Source organism: Streptomyces harbinensis, from assembly GCF_900116145.1.
Lineage (GTDB): Bacteria > Actinomycetota > Actinomycetes > Streptomycetales > Streptomycetaceae > Streptomyces > Streptomyces carpaticus.
The window spans coordinates 104,722-119,901 of sequence record NZ_FPAB01000003.1 but is presented as its reverse complement, the minus strand read 5'-3'; the positions used below and the strand labels follow the sequence as shown (position 1 = coordinate 119,901).

At 76.2% G+C, this 15,180-nt stretch carries 15 protein-coding genes; 6 read left to right on the top strand and 9 right to left on the bottom strand.

The window, feature by feature from the left end:
* Positions 1 to 21 precede the first annotated feature (21 nt).
* Both BM385_RS08290 and BM385_RS27070 read right to left on the bottom strand, forming a co-directional pair.
* The gene (locus tag BM385_RS08290) at positions 22 to 1,788 is read right to left on the bottom strand and encodes an AMP-binding protein (protein WP_107407802.1); all 1,767 of its coding nucleotides are present in this window, start codon (positions 1,786 to 1,788) and stop codon (positions 22 to 24) included.
* Complete coding sequence (locus tag BM385_RS27070; protein ID WP_019435604.1) at positions 1,785 to 2,063, bottom strand: acyl carrier protein; 279 nt, start codon at positions 2,061 to 2,063, stop codon at positions 1,785 to 1,787. The genes BM385_RS08290 and BM385_RS27070 overlap by 4 nt, the downstream gene beginning before the upstream one ends.
* A gap of 310 nt (positions 2,064 to 2,373) precedes the next feature.
* Here BM385_RS27070 and BM385_RS27065 point away from each other — a divergent pair, with 310 nt between their 5' ends.
* Positions 2,374 to 3,261: an AfsR/SARP family transcriptional regulator gene (locus BM385_RS27065; RefSeq protein WP_175542948.1), complete on the top strand. Its 888-nt coding sequence runs from the start codon at positions 2,374 to 2,376 to the stop codon at positions 3,259 to 3,261.
* A gap of 27 nt (positions 3,262 to 3,288) precedes the next feature.
* On the opposite strand, the gene BM385_RS08280 is transcribed toward BM385_RS27065, so the two are convergent.
* From BM385_RS08280 to BM385_RS08265, 4 genes are all read right to left on the bottom strand, one after another.
* On the bottom strand, positions 3,289 to 4,260 hold the full coding sequence (locus tag BM385_RS08280; protein WP_093842653.1) for a DUF4184 family protein: 972 nt from the start codon (positions 4,258 to 4,260) through the stop codon (positions 3,289 to 3,291).
* An 88-nt stretch (positions 4,261 to 4,348) separates the two neighbouring features.
* A complete protein-coding gene (locus BM385_RS26720) occupies positions 4,349 to 5,230 on the bottom strand; it encodes a hypothetical protein (RefSeq protein ID WP_019435601.1) in 882 nt (293 codons plus the stop codon).
* The gene (locus BM385_RS08270) at positions 5,227 to 5,577 is read right to left on the bottom strand and encodes a PadR family transcriptional regulator (RefSeq protein ID WP_093842652.1); all 351 of its coding nucleotides are present in this window, start codon (positions 5,575 to 5,577) and stop codon (positions 5,227 to 5,229) included. Before BM385_RS08270 ends, BM385_RS26720 begins: the two co-directional genes overlap by 4 nt.
* A 36-nt stretch (positions 5,578 to 5,613) precedes the next feature.
* Positions 5,614 to 6,672, bottom strand: coding sequence for a lysylphosphatidylglycerol synthase transmembrane domain-containing protein (locus BM385_RS08265; RefSeq protein WP_093842651.1), 1,059 nt, complete (start codon positions 6,670 to 6,672; stop codon positions 5,614 to 5,616).
* A gap of 163 nt (positions 6,673 to 6,835) precedes the next feature.
* Between BM385_RS08265 and BM385_RS08260 the strand changes: the two genes are divergently transcribed.
* Genes BM385_RS08260 through BM385_RS08245 form a run of 4 tightly spaced genes read left to right on the top strand, consistent with a single transcriptional unit; the run spans position 6,836 to position 10,180 of the window.
* The gene (locus BM385_RS08260; protein ID WP_019435598.1) at positions 6,836 to 7,378 is read left to right on the top strand and encodes a chorismate--pyruvate lyase family protein; all 543 of its coding nucleotides are present in this window, start codon (positions 6,836 to 6,838) and stop codon (positions 7,376 to 7,378) included.
* The gene (locus tag BM385_RS08255; protein ID WP_019435597.1) at positions 7,378 to 8,508 is read left to right on the top strand and encodes an FAD-dependent monooxygenase; all 1,131 of its coding nucleotides are present in this window, start codon (positions 7,378 to 7,380) and stop codon (positions 8,506 to 8,508) included. Before BM385_RS08260 ends, BM385_RS08255 begins: the two co-directional genes overlap by 1 nt.
* Positions 8,508 to 9,452: a UbiA family prenyltransferase gene (locus BM385_RS08250; protein ID WP_237751372.1), complete on the top strand. Its 945-nt coding sequence runs from the start codon at positions 8,508 to 8,510 to the stop codon at positions 9,450 to 9,452. The genes BM385_RS08255 and BM385_RS08250 overlap by 1 nt, the downstream gene beginning before the upstream one ends.
* Positions 9,453 to 9,460: 8 nt before the next feature.
* Positions 9,461 to 10,180 carry a class I SAM-dependent methyltransferase gene (locus BM385_RS08245; RefSeq protein WP_093842650.1) on the top strand — a complete coding sequence of 240 codons (720 nt, stop codon included), beginning with the start codon at positions 9,461 to 9,463 and terminating at the stop codon, positions 10,178 to 10,180.
* A gap of 199 nt (positions 10,181 to 10,379) precedes the next feature.
* On the opposite strand, the gene BM385_RS08240 is transcribed toward BM385_RS08245, so the two are convergent.
* The 3 genes from BM385_RS08240 to BM385_RS08230 form a co-directional block, all read right to left on the bottom strand.
* A complete protein-coding gene (locus BM385_RS08240; RefSeq protein ID WP_019435594.1) occupies positions 10,380 to 11,387 on the bottom strand; it encodes a polyprenyl synthetase family protein in 1,008 nt (335 codons plus the stop codon).
* Between the two features lie 4 nt (positions 11,388 to 11,391).
* On the bottom strand, positions 11,392 to 12,714 hold the full coding sequence (locus BM385_RS08235) for an acyltransferase family protein (protein WP_175542947.1): 1,323 nt from the start codon (positions 12,712 to 12,714) through the stop codon (positions 11,392 to 11,394).
* A 147-nt stretch (positions 12,715 to 12,861) separates the two neighbouring features.
* Positions 12,862 to 14,217 (bottom strand): aminotransferase-like domain-containing protein, encoded by a 1,356-nt coding sequence (locus BM385_RS08230; protein WP_093842648.1) that lies wholly within the window; start codon positions 14,215 to 14,217, stop codon positions 12,862 to 12,864.
* A gap of 95 nt (positions 14,218 to 14,312) precedes the next feature.
* On the opposite strand from BM385_RS08230, the gene BM385_RS08225 reads away from it, so the two are divergent.
* Positions 14,313 to 15,116, top strand: coding sequence for an alpha/beta fold hydrolase (locus tag BM385_RS08225; protein ID WP_093842647.1), 804 nt, complete (start codon positions 14,313 to 14,315; stop codon positions 15,114 to 15,116).
* The last annotated feature ends 64 nt before the right edge of the window (positions 15,117 to 15,180 follow it).

Sequence of the window (15,180 nt, the reverse complement as noted above, 5' to 3'; positions counted from 1 at the left end):
CGGTGTCCGGGCCGGGGGCGGTCAGCCGTGCGATGGCGCACCTCCGGGGCCGGTGCCGGGCGCGGTCAGCACCTCGGCGGCGGTGATGTGCGCGAGGGCGTTGTCCAGGGTGCCTTCCAGCAGCCGTTTCCGCATCAGCAGCCGCTGGAACTTGCCGCTGGTGGTGCGGGAGATGCCGAGGGCGGGCAGCAGCACGACGTCCACGGAGGCGCCGCCCAGTACCTCGGCGGCGGTGCGCCGGATGGCGGTGACGGTGGCGGTGTGCGGGCCTTCGGAGGCGACCTCGGCGAACACGCCGATGCGTTCGGGCAGTCCGGCGCCGGGGTCGGCGGGCAGCACGACGGCGACGGCGGAGCGGCGGAAGAGGCCGGGGGCCTCGCGGACGGCGTCCTCGATGTCCTGCGGGTAGTGGTTCTGTCCGGCGAGGATGAGGATTTCCTTGCTGCGGCCGGTGATGTGCAGGCAGCCGTCGGCGAAGTAGCCGAGGTCGCCGGTGCCGCGCCAGCCGCCGGGGCGGGCGGACGGTTCGCTCTCGCGGTAGTAGCCGGCGGTGACGGCCTCGCCGCGGATCTCGATCTCGCCGACCGAGCGTTCCGGCAGTGTCTCGCCTTCGGCGGTGACGCGGACCTCGACGCCGGGTGCGGGGGTGCCGCAGTTGACGATGCCGCGTCCGCCGGTGCCGGCCGGGACGGCCTTGAGCGCGTCGTTGAGCGCGGCGCGGTCCACCCAGTCGACGGCCGGGGGCCGCAGCGGGGAGTCGAAGCTGACCGGGAGGGTGGCCTCGGCCAGTCCGTAGCAGGGGAGCTGGGCCTCGCGCCGGAAGCCGGCGGGGGCGAAGTGCCGGGCGAACAGGTCGAGTCCTGCCGGGTCGATGGGCTCGGCGCCGTTGAGTGCCATGCGCACGCCGGACAGGTCGTAGCGGGTCACCTCGTCGGCGGGGACGGCCTCGACCAGGTACTGGTAGAAGAAGTCGGGCCCGACCAGGATGGTGGCGCCGGCCTCGCAGGACGCGGCCAGCCAGGCGTCGGGCTGTTTGATGAAGTCGCGCGGCTGGGAGAGGCAGATGCGGATGCCGCAGCCCAGGGACGCCAGGGTGCCGAAGAGGCCCAGGTCGTGGGAGAGCGGCAGCCAGTGGCTGATCACATCGGTGGCGTGCGGGCGCAGCGCGGCCGGGATGATCCGCAGGGCGGCCAGGACGTTGCGGTGGGTGAGGGCGACGCCGCGCGGCCGGGAGGTGCTGCCCGAGGTGTACTGGATGAGGGCGAGGTCCTCCGGGTTCCGGTCGGCGGGGCGCAGGCCGGGCGGGGCGGTGGCGGGTACGCCGGTGGTGCGGGCCGCGGCGAGGAGTGCGCTCAGCGGGTGGGTGGGGACGTCGGGCAGGACCTCGCGCAGCACCGGTACGGCGTCGTCGTCGGCGAGGATGAGGGCGGCCTCGCAGTCCTCGACGATGTGGCGCAGCCGGGCGGCGGAGGCCGGGTTGCGGCCGGCGCGGGCGGAGACGGGGACGGCGATCGCGCCGACGGAGACGATGGCGTTGAGGACGGGGAAGAAGTCGGCGGCGTCCCCGGCGGGGAAGACGACGGGGGTGCCGCGCCGTACGCCGCGCTCCAGCAGGGCGGCGGCGACGGCGACGCCGTCGTGCTCCAGGCGGGCGAAGGGCAGGGCGCGCGCCGGGTCGGTGCTGCCGATGAGCTGTGCGGGGTGGCGTTCGGCGGCGTAGGTGAAGAGGCCGTCGAGCAGGGTGACGGTGGTGGGCAGCGGGACGGCCGGTTCCGGTGAGGTGCTCACGCGGCCTCCCCGGAGACGGCCGCGGCGCGCTGGGCGGCTATCTCGTCCACCAGCCGGCCCATGGAGACGCCCTGGAAGAAGAGGCTGTCGTCGAGTTCGATGTCGAAGCGCCGCTCGATCTTCCCGGCGACCCGCAGCAGTTTGATGGATTCGACCATGCCGAGGTCGGACAGCGCGGATTCGCGGGTCACCTGCTCGATGGGCACGCGCAGGGTGTCGGACACGATCTGTTGCAGTGTCGGGAAGATCTCGTCTGCGTCGGTGGAGTACGCCATCGTCAGGTATCCGTCCTGTGCGTCAACAAGGGCTGGAGCGCGGTGCTGTGGTCGTGGTGGCGCAGGGTGGAGCCGCACAGTGACCGTATTGAGTGGCCCCCATTCCCCGGTCTGCGGCGGGTCTTCGGCCGCCGTCCGCGCCGAAGACCCGCCACAGACCGGTGGATGGGCGGCGGCGGCCGGTCCGGCGGGTTCTTCAGCGGTACCGGATCGCGTGCGATCATCTGTCTTTCGGATGGGATCGCTCTTGTCGTGGGCAGCGTCGCCCTCTTTCGCGCGTGCCGGTTTTCCGAGAGGGGATGAATCCGCAGTGGAATTCCACCTGCTCGGCCCCCTGGAAGTGCTGCACGAGGGAGAACGGCTGGCGCTCGGCGGTGTCCGGCAGCGGGCCGTTCTCGGTTTTCTGCTGCTCCACGCGAACACCCCGGTGACCACCCGCCGGCTCATCGACGCGCTGTGGGACGACAACGAGCCGGCCACCGCGCGCAAGATCCTCCAGAACGCGGTCTCCGGCCTGCGCCGCACCCTGGCGGCCGACGGCGGGCAGGCGCGGAGCGCGCCGCGCTCGTTACCGGCCCGGGAGCGCGGCTATGTGCTGCACGTGCCGCCGCACCGTCTCGATCTGGCGCGCTACGCGCGGCTGGTGGAACGGGGCCGGGCCCGGCTGGTGGCCGGGGCGTGGGAGCCGGCGGCGCGGCTGCTCCAGGAGGCGCTGGCGCTGTGGCGGGGGCACGCGCTGGCGGATCTGATCGAGGCGGGGGTGGCCTGGCCGGAGCTGACCGCGCTGGAGGAGGACCGCTGGGAGGTGCTCGGCGACAAGATCACCGCCGAGCTGATGCTGGGCCGGCTCGCGGAGGTGACGGCCGAGCTGAGCGTGGTGACGGCGGCGGAGCCGGCCAGGGAGCGGCTGTGCGCGCAGCTGATGCTGGCGCTGTACCAGAGCGGGCGGCAGGCGGACGCGCTGGAGCGGTACCGGCGCACGCGCAGCGCGGTGGTGGAGGAACTGGGCGCGCTGCCGGGGCGTGAGCTGCGCGATCTGGAACGGGCGATCCTCGTCCAGTCCCCGGTCATCGGCTCGCCCGGCGCGGCGGCCCGGCTGTTCGCCCCGCGCGTCCCTGGGCAGACGGCGGGTGCGGCGGGTGTGGCGGGCCGGCTCCCGGCCGGTCCGGCCCGGGGGTTCGTGCCGGGCCGCCGCTGAGCGCCGCGGCCCGGGCGCCGGCCGGTGCTACCGAGGGGTGACGGAATCCCGGGGCCGGGGCGCCGCGTTGCCGCCGGCCGGGCCGGAGCGGCGCCGCTGGATCAGCCGGCCGGCGTGCCAGGCACCGGCGTACAGCACCAGGGCGGTGCCGAGCGCCGCCCCGCCGCGCTTGGCCGCGCCGGTGAGGACACCCTCGGCGAAGGTGCCCCACGGCGCCCGGACGGTGGTGGTGGGGTACGTGGTCTCGGTGCCGCCGTCGTCGTGGACGCGGGTGACGGGGTGCTCGTAGTCCACCTCGACGGTGTACCGGTGGGCGTCGAGGTCGGCGCGGGCCCCCTGGGCGACGCCGAGCACGGTGGCCAGCGCGAGCAGCGCGAGCACGGCGCGGCGCCGGGCGGGGGGCAGCGGGCGGACGCCGCAGCGGTCATCTCCCGCCGCGGCCCACCGGTGGCGGCGCCACAGGTGCCGTCCGATCAGCGCCAGGCCCGCGACGGTGCTGAGCAGTTGGAGCAGCCGGTACAGCGGGAGGCCGCCGGCCGTGTCGGTGGCGAGCGCGGGGACCCCGTCCACCAGGAAGCTGTCCCCGTGGGTGAGGGCGTCCCACAGCACATGGGTGGCGATGCCGATGAGGGCGGAGAGCAGCAGCAGTGCGGCCCACCGCACACGGGCGCCCGCCCCGGCGGGTACGGGGTGGGCCGGGCCGCGCGGGCGCAGCCGGGCGGGGAGCAGGGCGAGGAACGGGGCGCGCAGCAGCCGCAGCAGCAGGTACAGCGCCAGGGCGGCGGGGAGGGAGGCGGCGAGGCCGAGCAGCGGGTGGTGGGTGGTGCTGGTGTTGAGGAGCGGCCCGTACCACTGGTGCGGGCCGCGCTCCGCGATGCCGAGGACGGCCAGGTAGTACGGGGCGTCGGGGGCGAGCGCCCCGGCGACCAGGGCGGCCGGGACGAACGGGTGGCGCAGCAGCGGCAGGACGGCGGCGGGGTGGGCGAGGGTGAACGGCAACGCGGTGGTCTCTCTGTCCGGGCGGCGGGCCGGCCCGGGGCGGCTGCGCTCTGAATGGAACGCCCACGAGAGTATTCACTTCAGCGGACTATGGCAACCGCCGCGCCCGCACCCCCCGCACCACCGCCGCGCACCCCAGGGCCAGCGGCAGCACCAGCAGCAGCCCCAGCACCGGCGGCCACTCCTGCCAGGCGTCCTGATAGGCCCGGCCGGCCAGCGGCAGCGAGGCCGGCAGCAGCGCCCCCAGCTCGTACAGCCCCGGCGAACCGCGGCGCACCGCCAGCGCCAGCCCGGCGCCGGCCAGCACCAGCAGCGGCCAGGCACCGTACTCGGTGGTCACCGCGAACCCCCCGGTGCCCACCGCGACCACCGGCAGCCAGCCGAGCCCCGCCACCACCCCGGCCGCCACCACGGTGTCCGGCTCCGGCGGCAGGTCCCCCGGGGCGGCCAGCAGCACCAGGGCGGTCAGCAGCGCCAGCACCGGCACCACCGCTCCCCCGCCGCGCGCCTCGCCCACCACCGGCCACAGCGCCACCGTCCCCAGGTGCCCGCAGACCACCGCCGCCACCCCCGCCCGCCGGTGACCGGTCAGCGCCACCACCGCGCCCACGCACAGCAGCAGCGAACCCAGCAGATGCAGCGCCCACCCCGGCTCCAGCGTCAGCAGCAGCAGGGAGGCGGACGCCGGCGAGACGACCAGCGCGGTGTACCAGCGGGTGAGCTCCAGAGCGCCCACCACCGCCCCCGACGCCAGCACGAACGGCGCCGCGCACGCCAGCAGCCGGCCGGCCGGCGCCGCCGCGTCAAGACCCAGCCGCACCCGCACCGCGTGCGCGGCCAGATCGGCGTCCGCCCGCCACCGGGCCACCCGCCGCAGCCCGGCCGTCAGCTCCCGGTGCGTGTCGGCGATCTCCGCGCCGTGGGCCGCCCGGTACCCGGCCGGGTACAGCCGCATCAGCCGGCCGCTCATGCCGGGCGCACCGCTCCGCCGGCCGCGCCGCCGGCCGCCAGCCGCCGCCTGGCCTCCCGGGCCGTGGCCGCCAGCCGCTCCGCCTCCACCGCCAGCCGCTCCCGGCCCGCGTCGCTGAGCGCGAAGGTACGACGGGCCCGCCCGTCCACCACCTCCTCGCGCTCCACCCGGATCAGCCCCTCCGCCAGCAGCCGGTCCAGCGCCCCGTACAGCGCCCCCGTCCTGGGCACCACCCGGCCGCCGGTGATCTCCTTCACCTCCTGGGCGATGGCGTAGCCGTGCCGGGGCGCGTTCGCCAGCGCCGTCAGCAGCAGCAGAGCCAGTTCCTGCATCCCTCGCTCACTCATGCGAACAGAGTATTCCGTCCGGCGGACCCGCCCGTCTCACGCCCCGGGCCCGGGCGGCTCCCGGCGCCTGCCGTGCAGCGACAGCGCCAGCCAGCAGCCCCAGCCGATCGGCTGGAGCAGCCAGTAACTCCAGATCCGGTACAGCAGGGTGGCCGCCAGCGCGTCCGCGGCGCTCAGGCCGTACACCACCAGCAGGCCCGCCATGCTCGCCTCCACCACCCCGATGCCGCCCGGCGTCAGCCGCAGACTGCCCGGGATCTGCGTCAGCCCATACGCGATCAGCAGCCCGTGCCAGGGCACCGAGATGCCCAGCGCCCACAGCGAGGCCACCAGAGTGGCCGCGTCCAGCAGCCAGTTGAGCTGCACGTACGCGTACGGCCGCAGCCAGGGCCGCAGCCCCGGCTGGATGGTGCGGGCCTGCACCAGCAGCCGCCGCAGCGCCTCGGACGCCTCCCGCACCCACCGGTACCGGTCCGCCGCCCGCCGCCACAGCCCGCGCACCCGGGCCCGCACCGCGGCCGACCTGGACAGCAGCAGCACCAGCAGCGCGAGCAGCGCCAGCACCAGGCCGATCCGGCCCAGCACCGCCCCCGGCCCCCGGGCGCCCGTCGTCAGCACCCCGGCGGCCAGCACCACGATCAGCCCGAGCGCCGACAGCGCCCCCGCGATCACCAGCGAGGCGGCGGCCAGCGCCTTGCTCGCCCCGCGCCGGTGCAGTTCGCGGTAGAGCCAGGCGGCCGAGAACGCCGCCCCGCCGGGCAGCGCGCCCGACACCGCGTTGGAGGCGAGGATCAGCGAGATCAGCGACCCCCGCCCCATCCGCAGCCCGCCGGTCAGCAGCAGCCAGCGCTGCACCAGGGCCAGGCACCACATCGCCCCGGCCTGGCACACCAGCGCCAGCGACACCTTCACCGGATTCACCCGGGACAGCTGCTCGAACGCCTGGCCCAGCTCGTCGCGGCGCGAGGCCGCCAGCACCAGCGCGGCGATGATCACGGCGGCGGCCAGCAGCCACCACAGCCATCCCACCCGGGGCGGAGGCCGGCTGTCGTCGACGGCCCCCGCGTCGAAGTCCCTCCGGTCACCCTCGGTCATGGCGGACGGTCCTCCACAGCGTTGTGCGCCGTTTGACGGTAACAGCGCCGGGCGTCCGGTTCCCGTCGTACATGCGGGGGATCCGCCGTGACCTCCCGGTGTCCGCCGCGTTGAGCTTCTGGTGAACCGCGCGAGGGTGAGGAGCGATGCCGGTGGGCGGAACGTGGACATCGACGGGGAGGTCTTCGACGCCGACGGCACCGGCGGCACGGTGGCCGAGCGGATCGCCGGCTTCTCCTCCCCGCTGACCAGGATGCTGCTCAGCAGCGAGGGCCTGACCACCACCGCACTGTGGGCGCTCACCGGCGCCCCGCCCCGCATCCGGGTGCTCGGCCAGGGCCTGCTCCCCGCCGCCCGGGCCGGGCGCGCGGTGCCGGCGCTGCTCGCGGTCGGGCCCGGCCGGCAGGTACTGGCCCGGCGCTCCGCCCTCACCGGACCGGACGGCCGCTGGCTGTCGGTCAACCAGGTCGTCGCCCGCGACGACCAGGACCCCGGCATCCGCTCCGCCCTCACCGACGGCCACCGCCCGCTCGGCCCCGCCCTCCAGGACGCCGGGACCGGCCACCGGCGCACCCTCCTGGACGCCGGCCGCCGCCCCTGGCCCAGCGGCAGGACCGCCTGCTACAAGACGTATCTCCTGTGGCACGGCGACGCCCCGCTGGCGCTGGTCCACGAACTGTTCCACCCCGCCGTGGTGGCCCCCTGATGCGCCGGCTGCGCACCCAGGTGGGCATCGTCGGCGCCGGGCCTGCCGGCCTCGTGCTCGCGCACGCCCTGGGCCGGGCCGGCGTCGACTGCCTCGTCCTGGAACGCCACTCCCGCGCCCGGGTCGAGGCCCGCGCCCGGGCCGGCCTGCTGGAGGAACGTACCGTCGCCCACCTGCGCCGCCACGGCCTCGCCGGCCGGCTGCTGGCCGAGGGCACCCGGCACGGCTGGTGCGAATTCCTGTGCGCCGGCCACCGGCTGCGGATGGACTACGCGGCGCTCGGCGGCGCCGAACACTGGGTGTACCCGCAGCACTGGCTGGTCCGCGACCTCATCGCCGCGCTGGAGACGGCCGGCCGCCCGCCCCGGTTCGGCGTCCCCGTCCTGGCCGTGGAGGAGCGGCGCCGCATCCGCTGCGACGGTCTCGAACTGGACTGCGAGTACGTGATCGGCTGCGACGGCGCGCGCGGCGTCACCCGCCGCGCCCTGCCCGCCGGGCTGCGCCGCGAGACGACCCGCCGCTACCCCTACGACTGGGTCGCGGTGCTCGCCGAGGTCGCCCGGCCGGTCGGCGGCGTGCTGTACGCGCTGCACGAACGCGGCTTCGCCGGCATGATGCCGCGCACCCCCGCCATCGGCCGCTTCTACCTCCAGTGCGCGGCCGGCGACACCCCCGCCGACTGGCCGGGCCCCCGGGTGCGGGCCGAACTCGCGCTGCGGCTGCCGCTGGCCGAGGTCGGCCTCGGCGCCCTGCACGAGGTGCGGATACTGCGCATGCACAGCCGGATCACCCGGCCCTTCCGGCACGGCCGGCTCGTCCTGGCCGGGGACGCCGCCCATGTGCTGACCCCCTCCGGCGCCAAGGGCATGAACCTGGCCATCGCGGACGCCACCGACCTGGCCGACTCCCTGCTGCACGGCGGGCTCGACGGCTACGGGCGGCGCCGGCTGGCCGCCGTACGCCGCGCCCAGGACTTCTCCGAGCGGCTGCTGCGGCTGCTGCACCGGCCGCCGGACGAGGCCCTGCCCGACCTGCGGCTGCTCACCGCGCCGGGGCCGCACGCGACGGCGTTCGCCCGTGAGTTCACGGGCACATCCGAGGAGACCGACGACGCTCAGTGGAGGGCATGATGGCGATCCCCGTGCCGGCTGACCGGGTACGCGACCGGGTGCGGGCCCTGTACGGCTTCTCCCGCGGCACCCAGGCCACGCTCTCGGTGGCACAGCCGCTGATCGGTGCGCTGATCGCGGTGGACGGACCGGCGCTCGACCGGCTGGCGGTGGCGCTGGTGGCGGCGTTCGCCGGGTACTTCGCGCTGTTCGCCGCCAACGACCTGCTGGACGCCCGCCTCGACCGGCGGCGCTTCGCGCACCTGCGGCCGTACCAGCGCTTCGACATCGACAGCGCCGGCATCCGGCACCCGCTCGCCCAGGGGCGGCTCAGCTACCGCGCGGGCCTGGCCTGGGTGGTGACGCTCAGCCTGCTGGCGCTGGTGCTGGCCGCCCGGCTGCACTGGCTGTGCGCGGCGCTGTTCGTGACGGCCGCGCTGCTCCAGGTGGGGTACTGCCTGCTGGCCACCGTCACCCCGCACAAGTTCTGGCTGACCGGGCTCAGCGTGGGGCTCGGCGGCTGCGCCGGCTGGTTCGCGGTGGCGCCGCCGGAGGGCGGCGTGGACTGGCCGCGGCTGCTGCTGTTCTTCTGCTGGCTGGCGGCCTGGGAGATCGGCGGCCGGAACCTGGTGAACGACTGGGCGGATGTGGAGGAGGACGTCCATCTGGGCGTGCGCACCGTCCCCGTGGTGCGCGGGCCCCGGGCGGCCGGCCGGCTGGTGTACGTCTTCCTGGTGTTCACCTTCGTCGCCGGGGTGGTGCTGATGATCGCCGGCTGGACCTCGTTCCGGGCCATCGGCGTGGTCGGCACCCTGCTCGCGGGCGGCTGGGCGCTGCTGATGCCGGGGCTGGCGCTGCGCCGCGACCCGCGCCCCGAGACGGCGCTGACGGTGTTCAACCGGGCCAGCCTGTACCCGGTGCTGGTGCTGGTGGTGCTGCTGCTCGCCTCGGCACGTCCCGAATGACGGCGGCGATGCCGCGCGGCGGCCCGGACGCCTCCCGCCTGGACCGCTGGTACGAGACCGACCGGCCCGAGTACCTGGACCGCCCCGACACCCCGCGCGAGGCGGCCCGGGTACGGCGCGGTCTTGACCGGCTGCACCGGCTGACCGGCGGGTACGACCGGTTCGCGCGCTGGACGCTGGCGTACGCCGGCCGGGCGCCCGCCCCCCGGGTGCTGGAGCTGGGCGCGGGCACCGGCGGGCTGTCGCGGCGGGTGCTGCACCGGCACCCGGCGGCGCGGGTGACGGTGAGCGATGTGGAGCCGGGCACGGTGGCGGCGCTGCGGGCCGGGCCGCTGGGGGCGCATCCGCGGGCGACGGTGCGGCGGCTGGACGCCACGGCGGTGGACGCGCCGGATCTGGCCTTCGACGTGGCGGTGTTCGCGGCCTCGCTGCATCATCTGCCGGCCGACGCGGTGCGGGCGGTGCTGCGGGAGGGCACCCGGGTGGCGGGCACCCTGCTGCTGATCGACGCGTGGCGCAGCCCGTTGCTGTGCGTGCCGGCGGTGCCGCTGATGTTCGTCACCGGCGGGCCGGCCCATGTGCACGACGGACTGATCAGTCTGCGCAAGGCGTACGGGGCGGCGGCGCTGCGCGAACTGGCCGCGACGGCGGGCCCGGAGCCGCTGCGGCTGCGGATGCGGTTCGGGCTGCCCGGCTGTCTGGTGGCGGCGGTCAGCGCTCCGGGCTGACCGCCCGGCCGCTCCGGGAGCTGGTTACGGTGCGCGGGGGCTGGGCGGGCGATCCGTCGCCGCGACGCGGGCCCGGAGCCGCCGCGGCTGCCTGGCAGGCTGCCGCAGCGCTTCCGGCCGGGCGCCCGACCGACCCGGCTGCTGTCCCGGGAAGCCCGTGCCCGGGCGCCGGGCGGTGGGCGGTGGGCGTGAGGGGCGGTCAGCTCTCCCGGCTGAGCGCCCAGTCGGTCAGGGCCAGCAGCCGGTCGCGGTGCGGGCAGGGCGGGAAGCCGCCGGTGAGGGCGTACTTGGCGGCGGTGGCGTGGGCGCGGGCCAGTTCCCTGGTGCGGGCCAGGGCGTCGGTGCGGTGCAGCACCGGGGCGGCGCCGGCCAGCAGTTCGTCGTCCGTGAGCAGCGGGGCGTCCGCGGTGAGGGCGGTGAGCCGGGCGCGTTCGGCGGGGGTGGCGTACTGCCAGGCGAGCAGCAGCGGCATGGCGGCGCGCCGGTTGCGCAGATCGCTGGCGGCGGGTTTGCCCGCGACGGCCTCGCTGGTGGTCCAGGGCAGCAGGTCGTCGCGGAGCTGGAAGGCGATGCCGAGGGCGTGCCCGTAGGCGGTGGCGGCCGTCAGCCGGGGCGCGTCGCCGCCGCCGAGGACGACGCCGACGCCGGCCGCCAGGGCGAGCAGGGCGCCGGTCTTCTGACCGGCCATCCGCAGCCCTTCGCCGGGCGGCAGTTCCCAGTCGCCGCTGAGGGCGAGTTCGCGCAGCACGCCCCGGGAGATCTCCTCGCCGGTGTCGGCGACCATGGCGCAGGCCCGGACCACCGCCTCGGCGGGCACCCCGGCCCGTACGCAGCCGGTGAGGGCGCTGAAGGCCATGAAGAACAGCGCGTCGCCGGTGACCAGGGCCCGTTCGGTGCCGTAGGCGCGGTGCAGGGCGGGCCGGCCGCGCCGCAGGTCGTCGCCGTCGATGATGTCGTCGTGCACCAGGGACGCGGAGTGCAGCACCTCGACCGCCTCGGCGGCGCCGAGCAGCGGGGCGGCCGGGGTGCCGCAGGCGGCGCCGAACTCCAGCAGCACCAGGGGGCGCAGCAGTTTGCCGCCGCCGAGGACGGCGTGCCGGTTCATCCGGTCGAGTTCGTCGCTGCGCCCGCCGCCGGCGCGGTGGCCGAAGCGGCGCTCCAGCGCGGCGCGTACCTGTGTGGTGGTGGTGTTCGTCCCCGTGGTCACACCGTCAGTCAACGCCGCGGCCGGGCTCCGGGCACTGCCGGGCCGCCGAATGGCCCTCGACGCCACTCGTCCGGGGTGCGGTGGAGACGCCCAACAGGACGGCGGTGCCCACCGCGTAGCACAGCAGCGGGACGGCCGGGAGCCGGCCGCCGGGGGCGAAGCCGTGCAGGGCGAGGTGGGCCAGCGCGTAGCAGGCGGCGGCCAGGGCGGCCACCAGGAGGAGCCGGGGCCCGGTGGTCCAGGCGCGGCGGGCGGGGTACGGGGGCGGGTGCGGCAGCCGGGCCAGCGCCAGGACGAGCGGGATGAGCAGGGCGGCGCAGATCAGGACCCACACCGGGCGCAGCAGCCACCAGCCGCCGCTGCCGATGGGGGTGAACGGCAGCAGGCCCGCGGGGTAGGCGACGGCGGCGACGGCCAGGGCGGGGGCCATGTGCCACAGGTAGAGCGGCATGGCGGCGGCGTTGGCGGCGGTGACGCGGCGCGGGTGGCGCATCCGGCGGCGTACCGGGTCCTCGGCGGCGAGCAGGAGGCCGATGAGGACGGCGGCGTAGGCGGCCAGGGCGATGGAGGGCGGGGAGGCGTTCTGGATGCGGGCGCCGGGGACGCCGACGGTGCTGACCGGGAACGGTCCCGGCAGGACGAGCAGCGCCCACAGCGCGGCGCCGGCGGCGGCGAGCCACAGGGCGCCGGCCCGGGTGAAGGCGCCGTCGCGCCAGGCGAAGCCGAGCAGGTACAGGCCGCCCCACACCCACAGGTAGTTGGACCAGCCGATCAGCGGCAGGCGCGGGCCGATGACGAACACGTCCACCACGGCGGTGAGGACGGCGAACGCCAGGGGCAGTTGCCAGCGGCGGCGGCGCCAGCCGGCCGCGAGGGCGGGGGTGAGCGCGAGGAGCGCCAGATAGGTGGGCAGGAACCACAGGTGCAGGGCGGCGGCCCAGAACAGTTCCTCCCGGATGGCGGCGGGCACGTCGGCGGCCACGCACACCACCACGGCCAGCACGGCGACGGCGACGTACACGGTGGTGGGGACCAGCAGCCGGCGCGCCCGGTCGGCGAGCCAGCCGGCCCAGGGTTCGCCGGCGGCGTGGTGGCGGGCCCAGGAGCCGGCGTTGGCGTAGCCGCCGGCCAGGAAGATCAGCGGCATGACCTGGAAGAAGAGGGTGAGCCACTGGGTCCAGGGCAGAGCGCTGACCACGTCCTCGCCGTGCAAGTGGCCGCCGTGGTCGCTGATGGAGGTGAGCAGCCAGTGGCCGGTGACGACGAAGCCGACGGCCCCGATCCGCAGCAGGTCGGCGTACGGATTGCGGCCCGGTGCGGCGTTCACCGCGGGGGTGCGCTGACTGCCGGTGCCATCCCGGGGTCCTTCTCTCTCGCGGGGGCGCCGGTCGCCCGGTGACCGGCGGTGGTCGCCATCCTGGGCGATGGACGGGCCGGGCCCCGGCACCCCGGGCCGGGGCGTGTCGGGCCCGGGTCATTCCAGTTCGCGGGCCTCCTCGGGGCGGGTGCGGGCGAGTTCGGCGAGGGTGGTGAGGGCGGCGGCCAGGGCGTCGTGCGGCGGGGTGGCCAGGGCGATGCGGACCGCGTGCGGGGCGTGGGCCGGGTTGGTGGTGAACGCGGCGGCCGGGGCGAGGGCGATGCCGCGCCGGGCGGCGGCGGCCAGGAAGGTGTCGGCGCGCCAGGGGGTGGGGAGTTCCCACCACAGGTGGTCGGAGCGTTCGTCGGCGCGGACGGTGAAGCCGGCCAGCCGTTCGCGGGCGATGCGCTGCCGTGCGGCGGCCTCGGCGCGTTTGGCTGCGGCGATCTCGGCGGCCGTGCCGTCGGTCAGCCAGCGGGTGGCGGCGGCGAGCGCGTAGGGGGCGGCGGTGAAGGGGCCGGTCCGTACGGCGGTGGCGACGCGTTCGGTGAGGGCGGGCGGGGTGATGGCGAAGCCGACGGTGAGGCCGGCCGAGATCCGTTTGGACAGGCTCTCCACGACGACGGTCCGCTCGGGGGCGAGCGCGGCGAGCGGCGGCACCTCCTCGCGCAGGAAGGAGAACACGGCGTCCTCGATGACCGGCAGGTCCAGGTCGCGGACGGTGGCGGCGATCTCGGTGCGGCGCTTCGGGGGCATGGTGAGGGTGAGCGGGTTGTGCAGGGTGGGCTGGAGGTAGAGGGCGCGCAGCGGGGTGCGCCGGTGGGTGGCGCGCAGGGCGTCGGGGTGGACGCCGTCGTCGTCCATGTCGAGGGGGACGAGGGTGACGCCGAGCCGGGCGGCGATCCCGGCGGCGGGCGGGTAGGTGAAGCGTTCGACGCCGAGCCGTTCGCCCGGGGGCACCAGGGCGGAGATGGCGGCGGCGATGGCCTGCCGGGCCCCGGCGGTGAACAGGGTGTGCGCCGGGTCGGGGGCCCAGCCGGCCCGGGCGAGGCCGGTGGCGGCGGCGGCGCGGGCCTGCGGGGTGCCGCGGGCGCCGACCTGCCGCAGGGCGTCGGTGAGGACGTCGGCGCGCAGCAGGCCGCTGAGGCCGCGGGCGAGGAGGGCGGCGTGTTCGGGTGAGGAGCCGGGGCGGTTCATGCCGAGGTCGATCCGGCCGGGGGTGGGGTCGGCGGGTTCGGCGAGCCAGGTGCCGGGGGCGAGCGGCGGGGTGGCGCGGACGAAGGTGCCGCGGCCGACCTCGCCGACGGTGAGGCCGCGCCGGGCGAGTTCGGTGTAGACGCGGGCGGCGGTGGAGGCGGCGATGGCGTGCTGCCGGGCGAACTGCCGCTGTGGGGGCAGCCGGTCGCCGGGCCGTAGCCGGCCCTCGGTGATGTCGGCAGCGATCCGGTCGGCGATCAGCCGGTAGTCGTCCATGCACATCCCATATTGCACCGAGAATAATGACGTTATTGCACTCGGATATTGCTCCGGATAGCCTCGATCCGTCAAGACCCGAACGGGAGGACCCCATGCGGAACACCGCATTCGAGGACCGGGGTACCGGTGCTCCCCTGCTGCTGGTGCACGGCCACCCCTTCAACCGCACCCTGTGGCAGCCGCAGACCGAGCACTTCGCCGCCGCCGGCCACCGGGTGATCGTCCCCGACCTGCGCGGTTACGGGGACACCCCGCCCGCGGGCGACCACACCACCCTCGACGTGTTCGCCCGGGACCTCGCCGCGCTCCTGGACCGGCTCGGCGTCGAGCGCTGCACGGTCGGCGGCCTGTCCATGGGCGCCCAGATCGCCCTGGAGTTCTACCGGCTCTTCCCCGAGCGGGTCGCCGCCCTCGTCCTCGCCGCCGGCAGCGCCCGCGCCGACACCGAGCCCGCCCGGCGGCTGCGCCGCACCACCGCCGACCGGCTGCTGCGCGAGGGCATGACCGCGTACGCCGACGAGACGCTGCCGAAGATGGTGTGCCGCGACACCCTCCAGACCCGGCCCGACGTCAACCGGCACGTGCTGGCCATGATGGACACCACCGACCCGGCCGGCGCGGCGGCGGCGCTGCGCGGCCGGGCCGAACGCCCCGACTATCTGCCGCTGCTGCCCCGGATCACCGTGCCCACCCTGATCGTGGTCGGCCGGCACGACGCGTACACCCCGGTCGCCGAGGCCGAGCTGATGCACCGGCACCTCCCCGACTCCCGGCTGGCCGTCATCGAGGCGGCCGGTCACCTGCCGAACCTGGAGCAGGAGTCGGCGTTCAACGCCGCCCTCGGCGACTTCCTCGCCGCCACCACCCTGGCCCGATCGGGTGGTTCACCCGGCTGACCCGGCGCGCGCCCCGCGCCCCCGCGGCCCGCTGTGCAGACTTCGCTGATGGCAGACGTGGCCG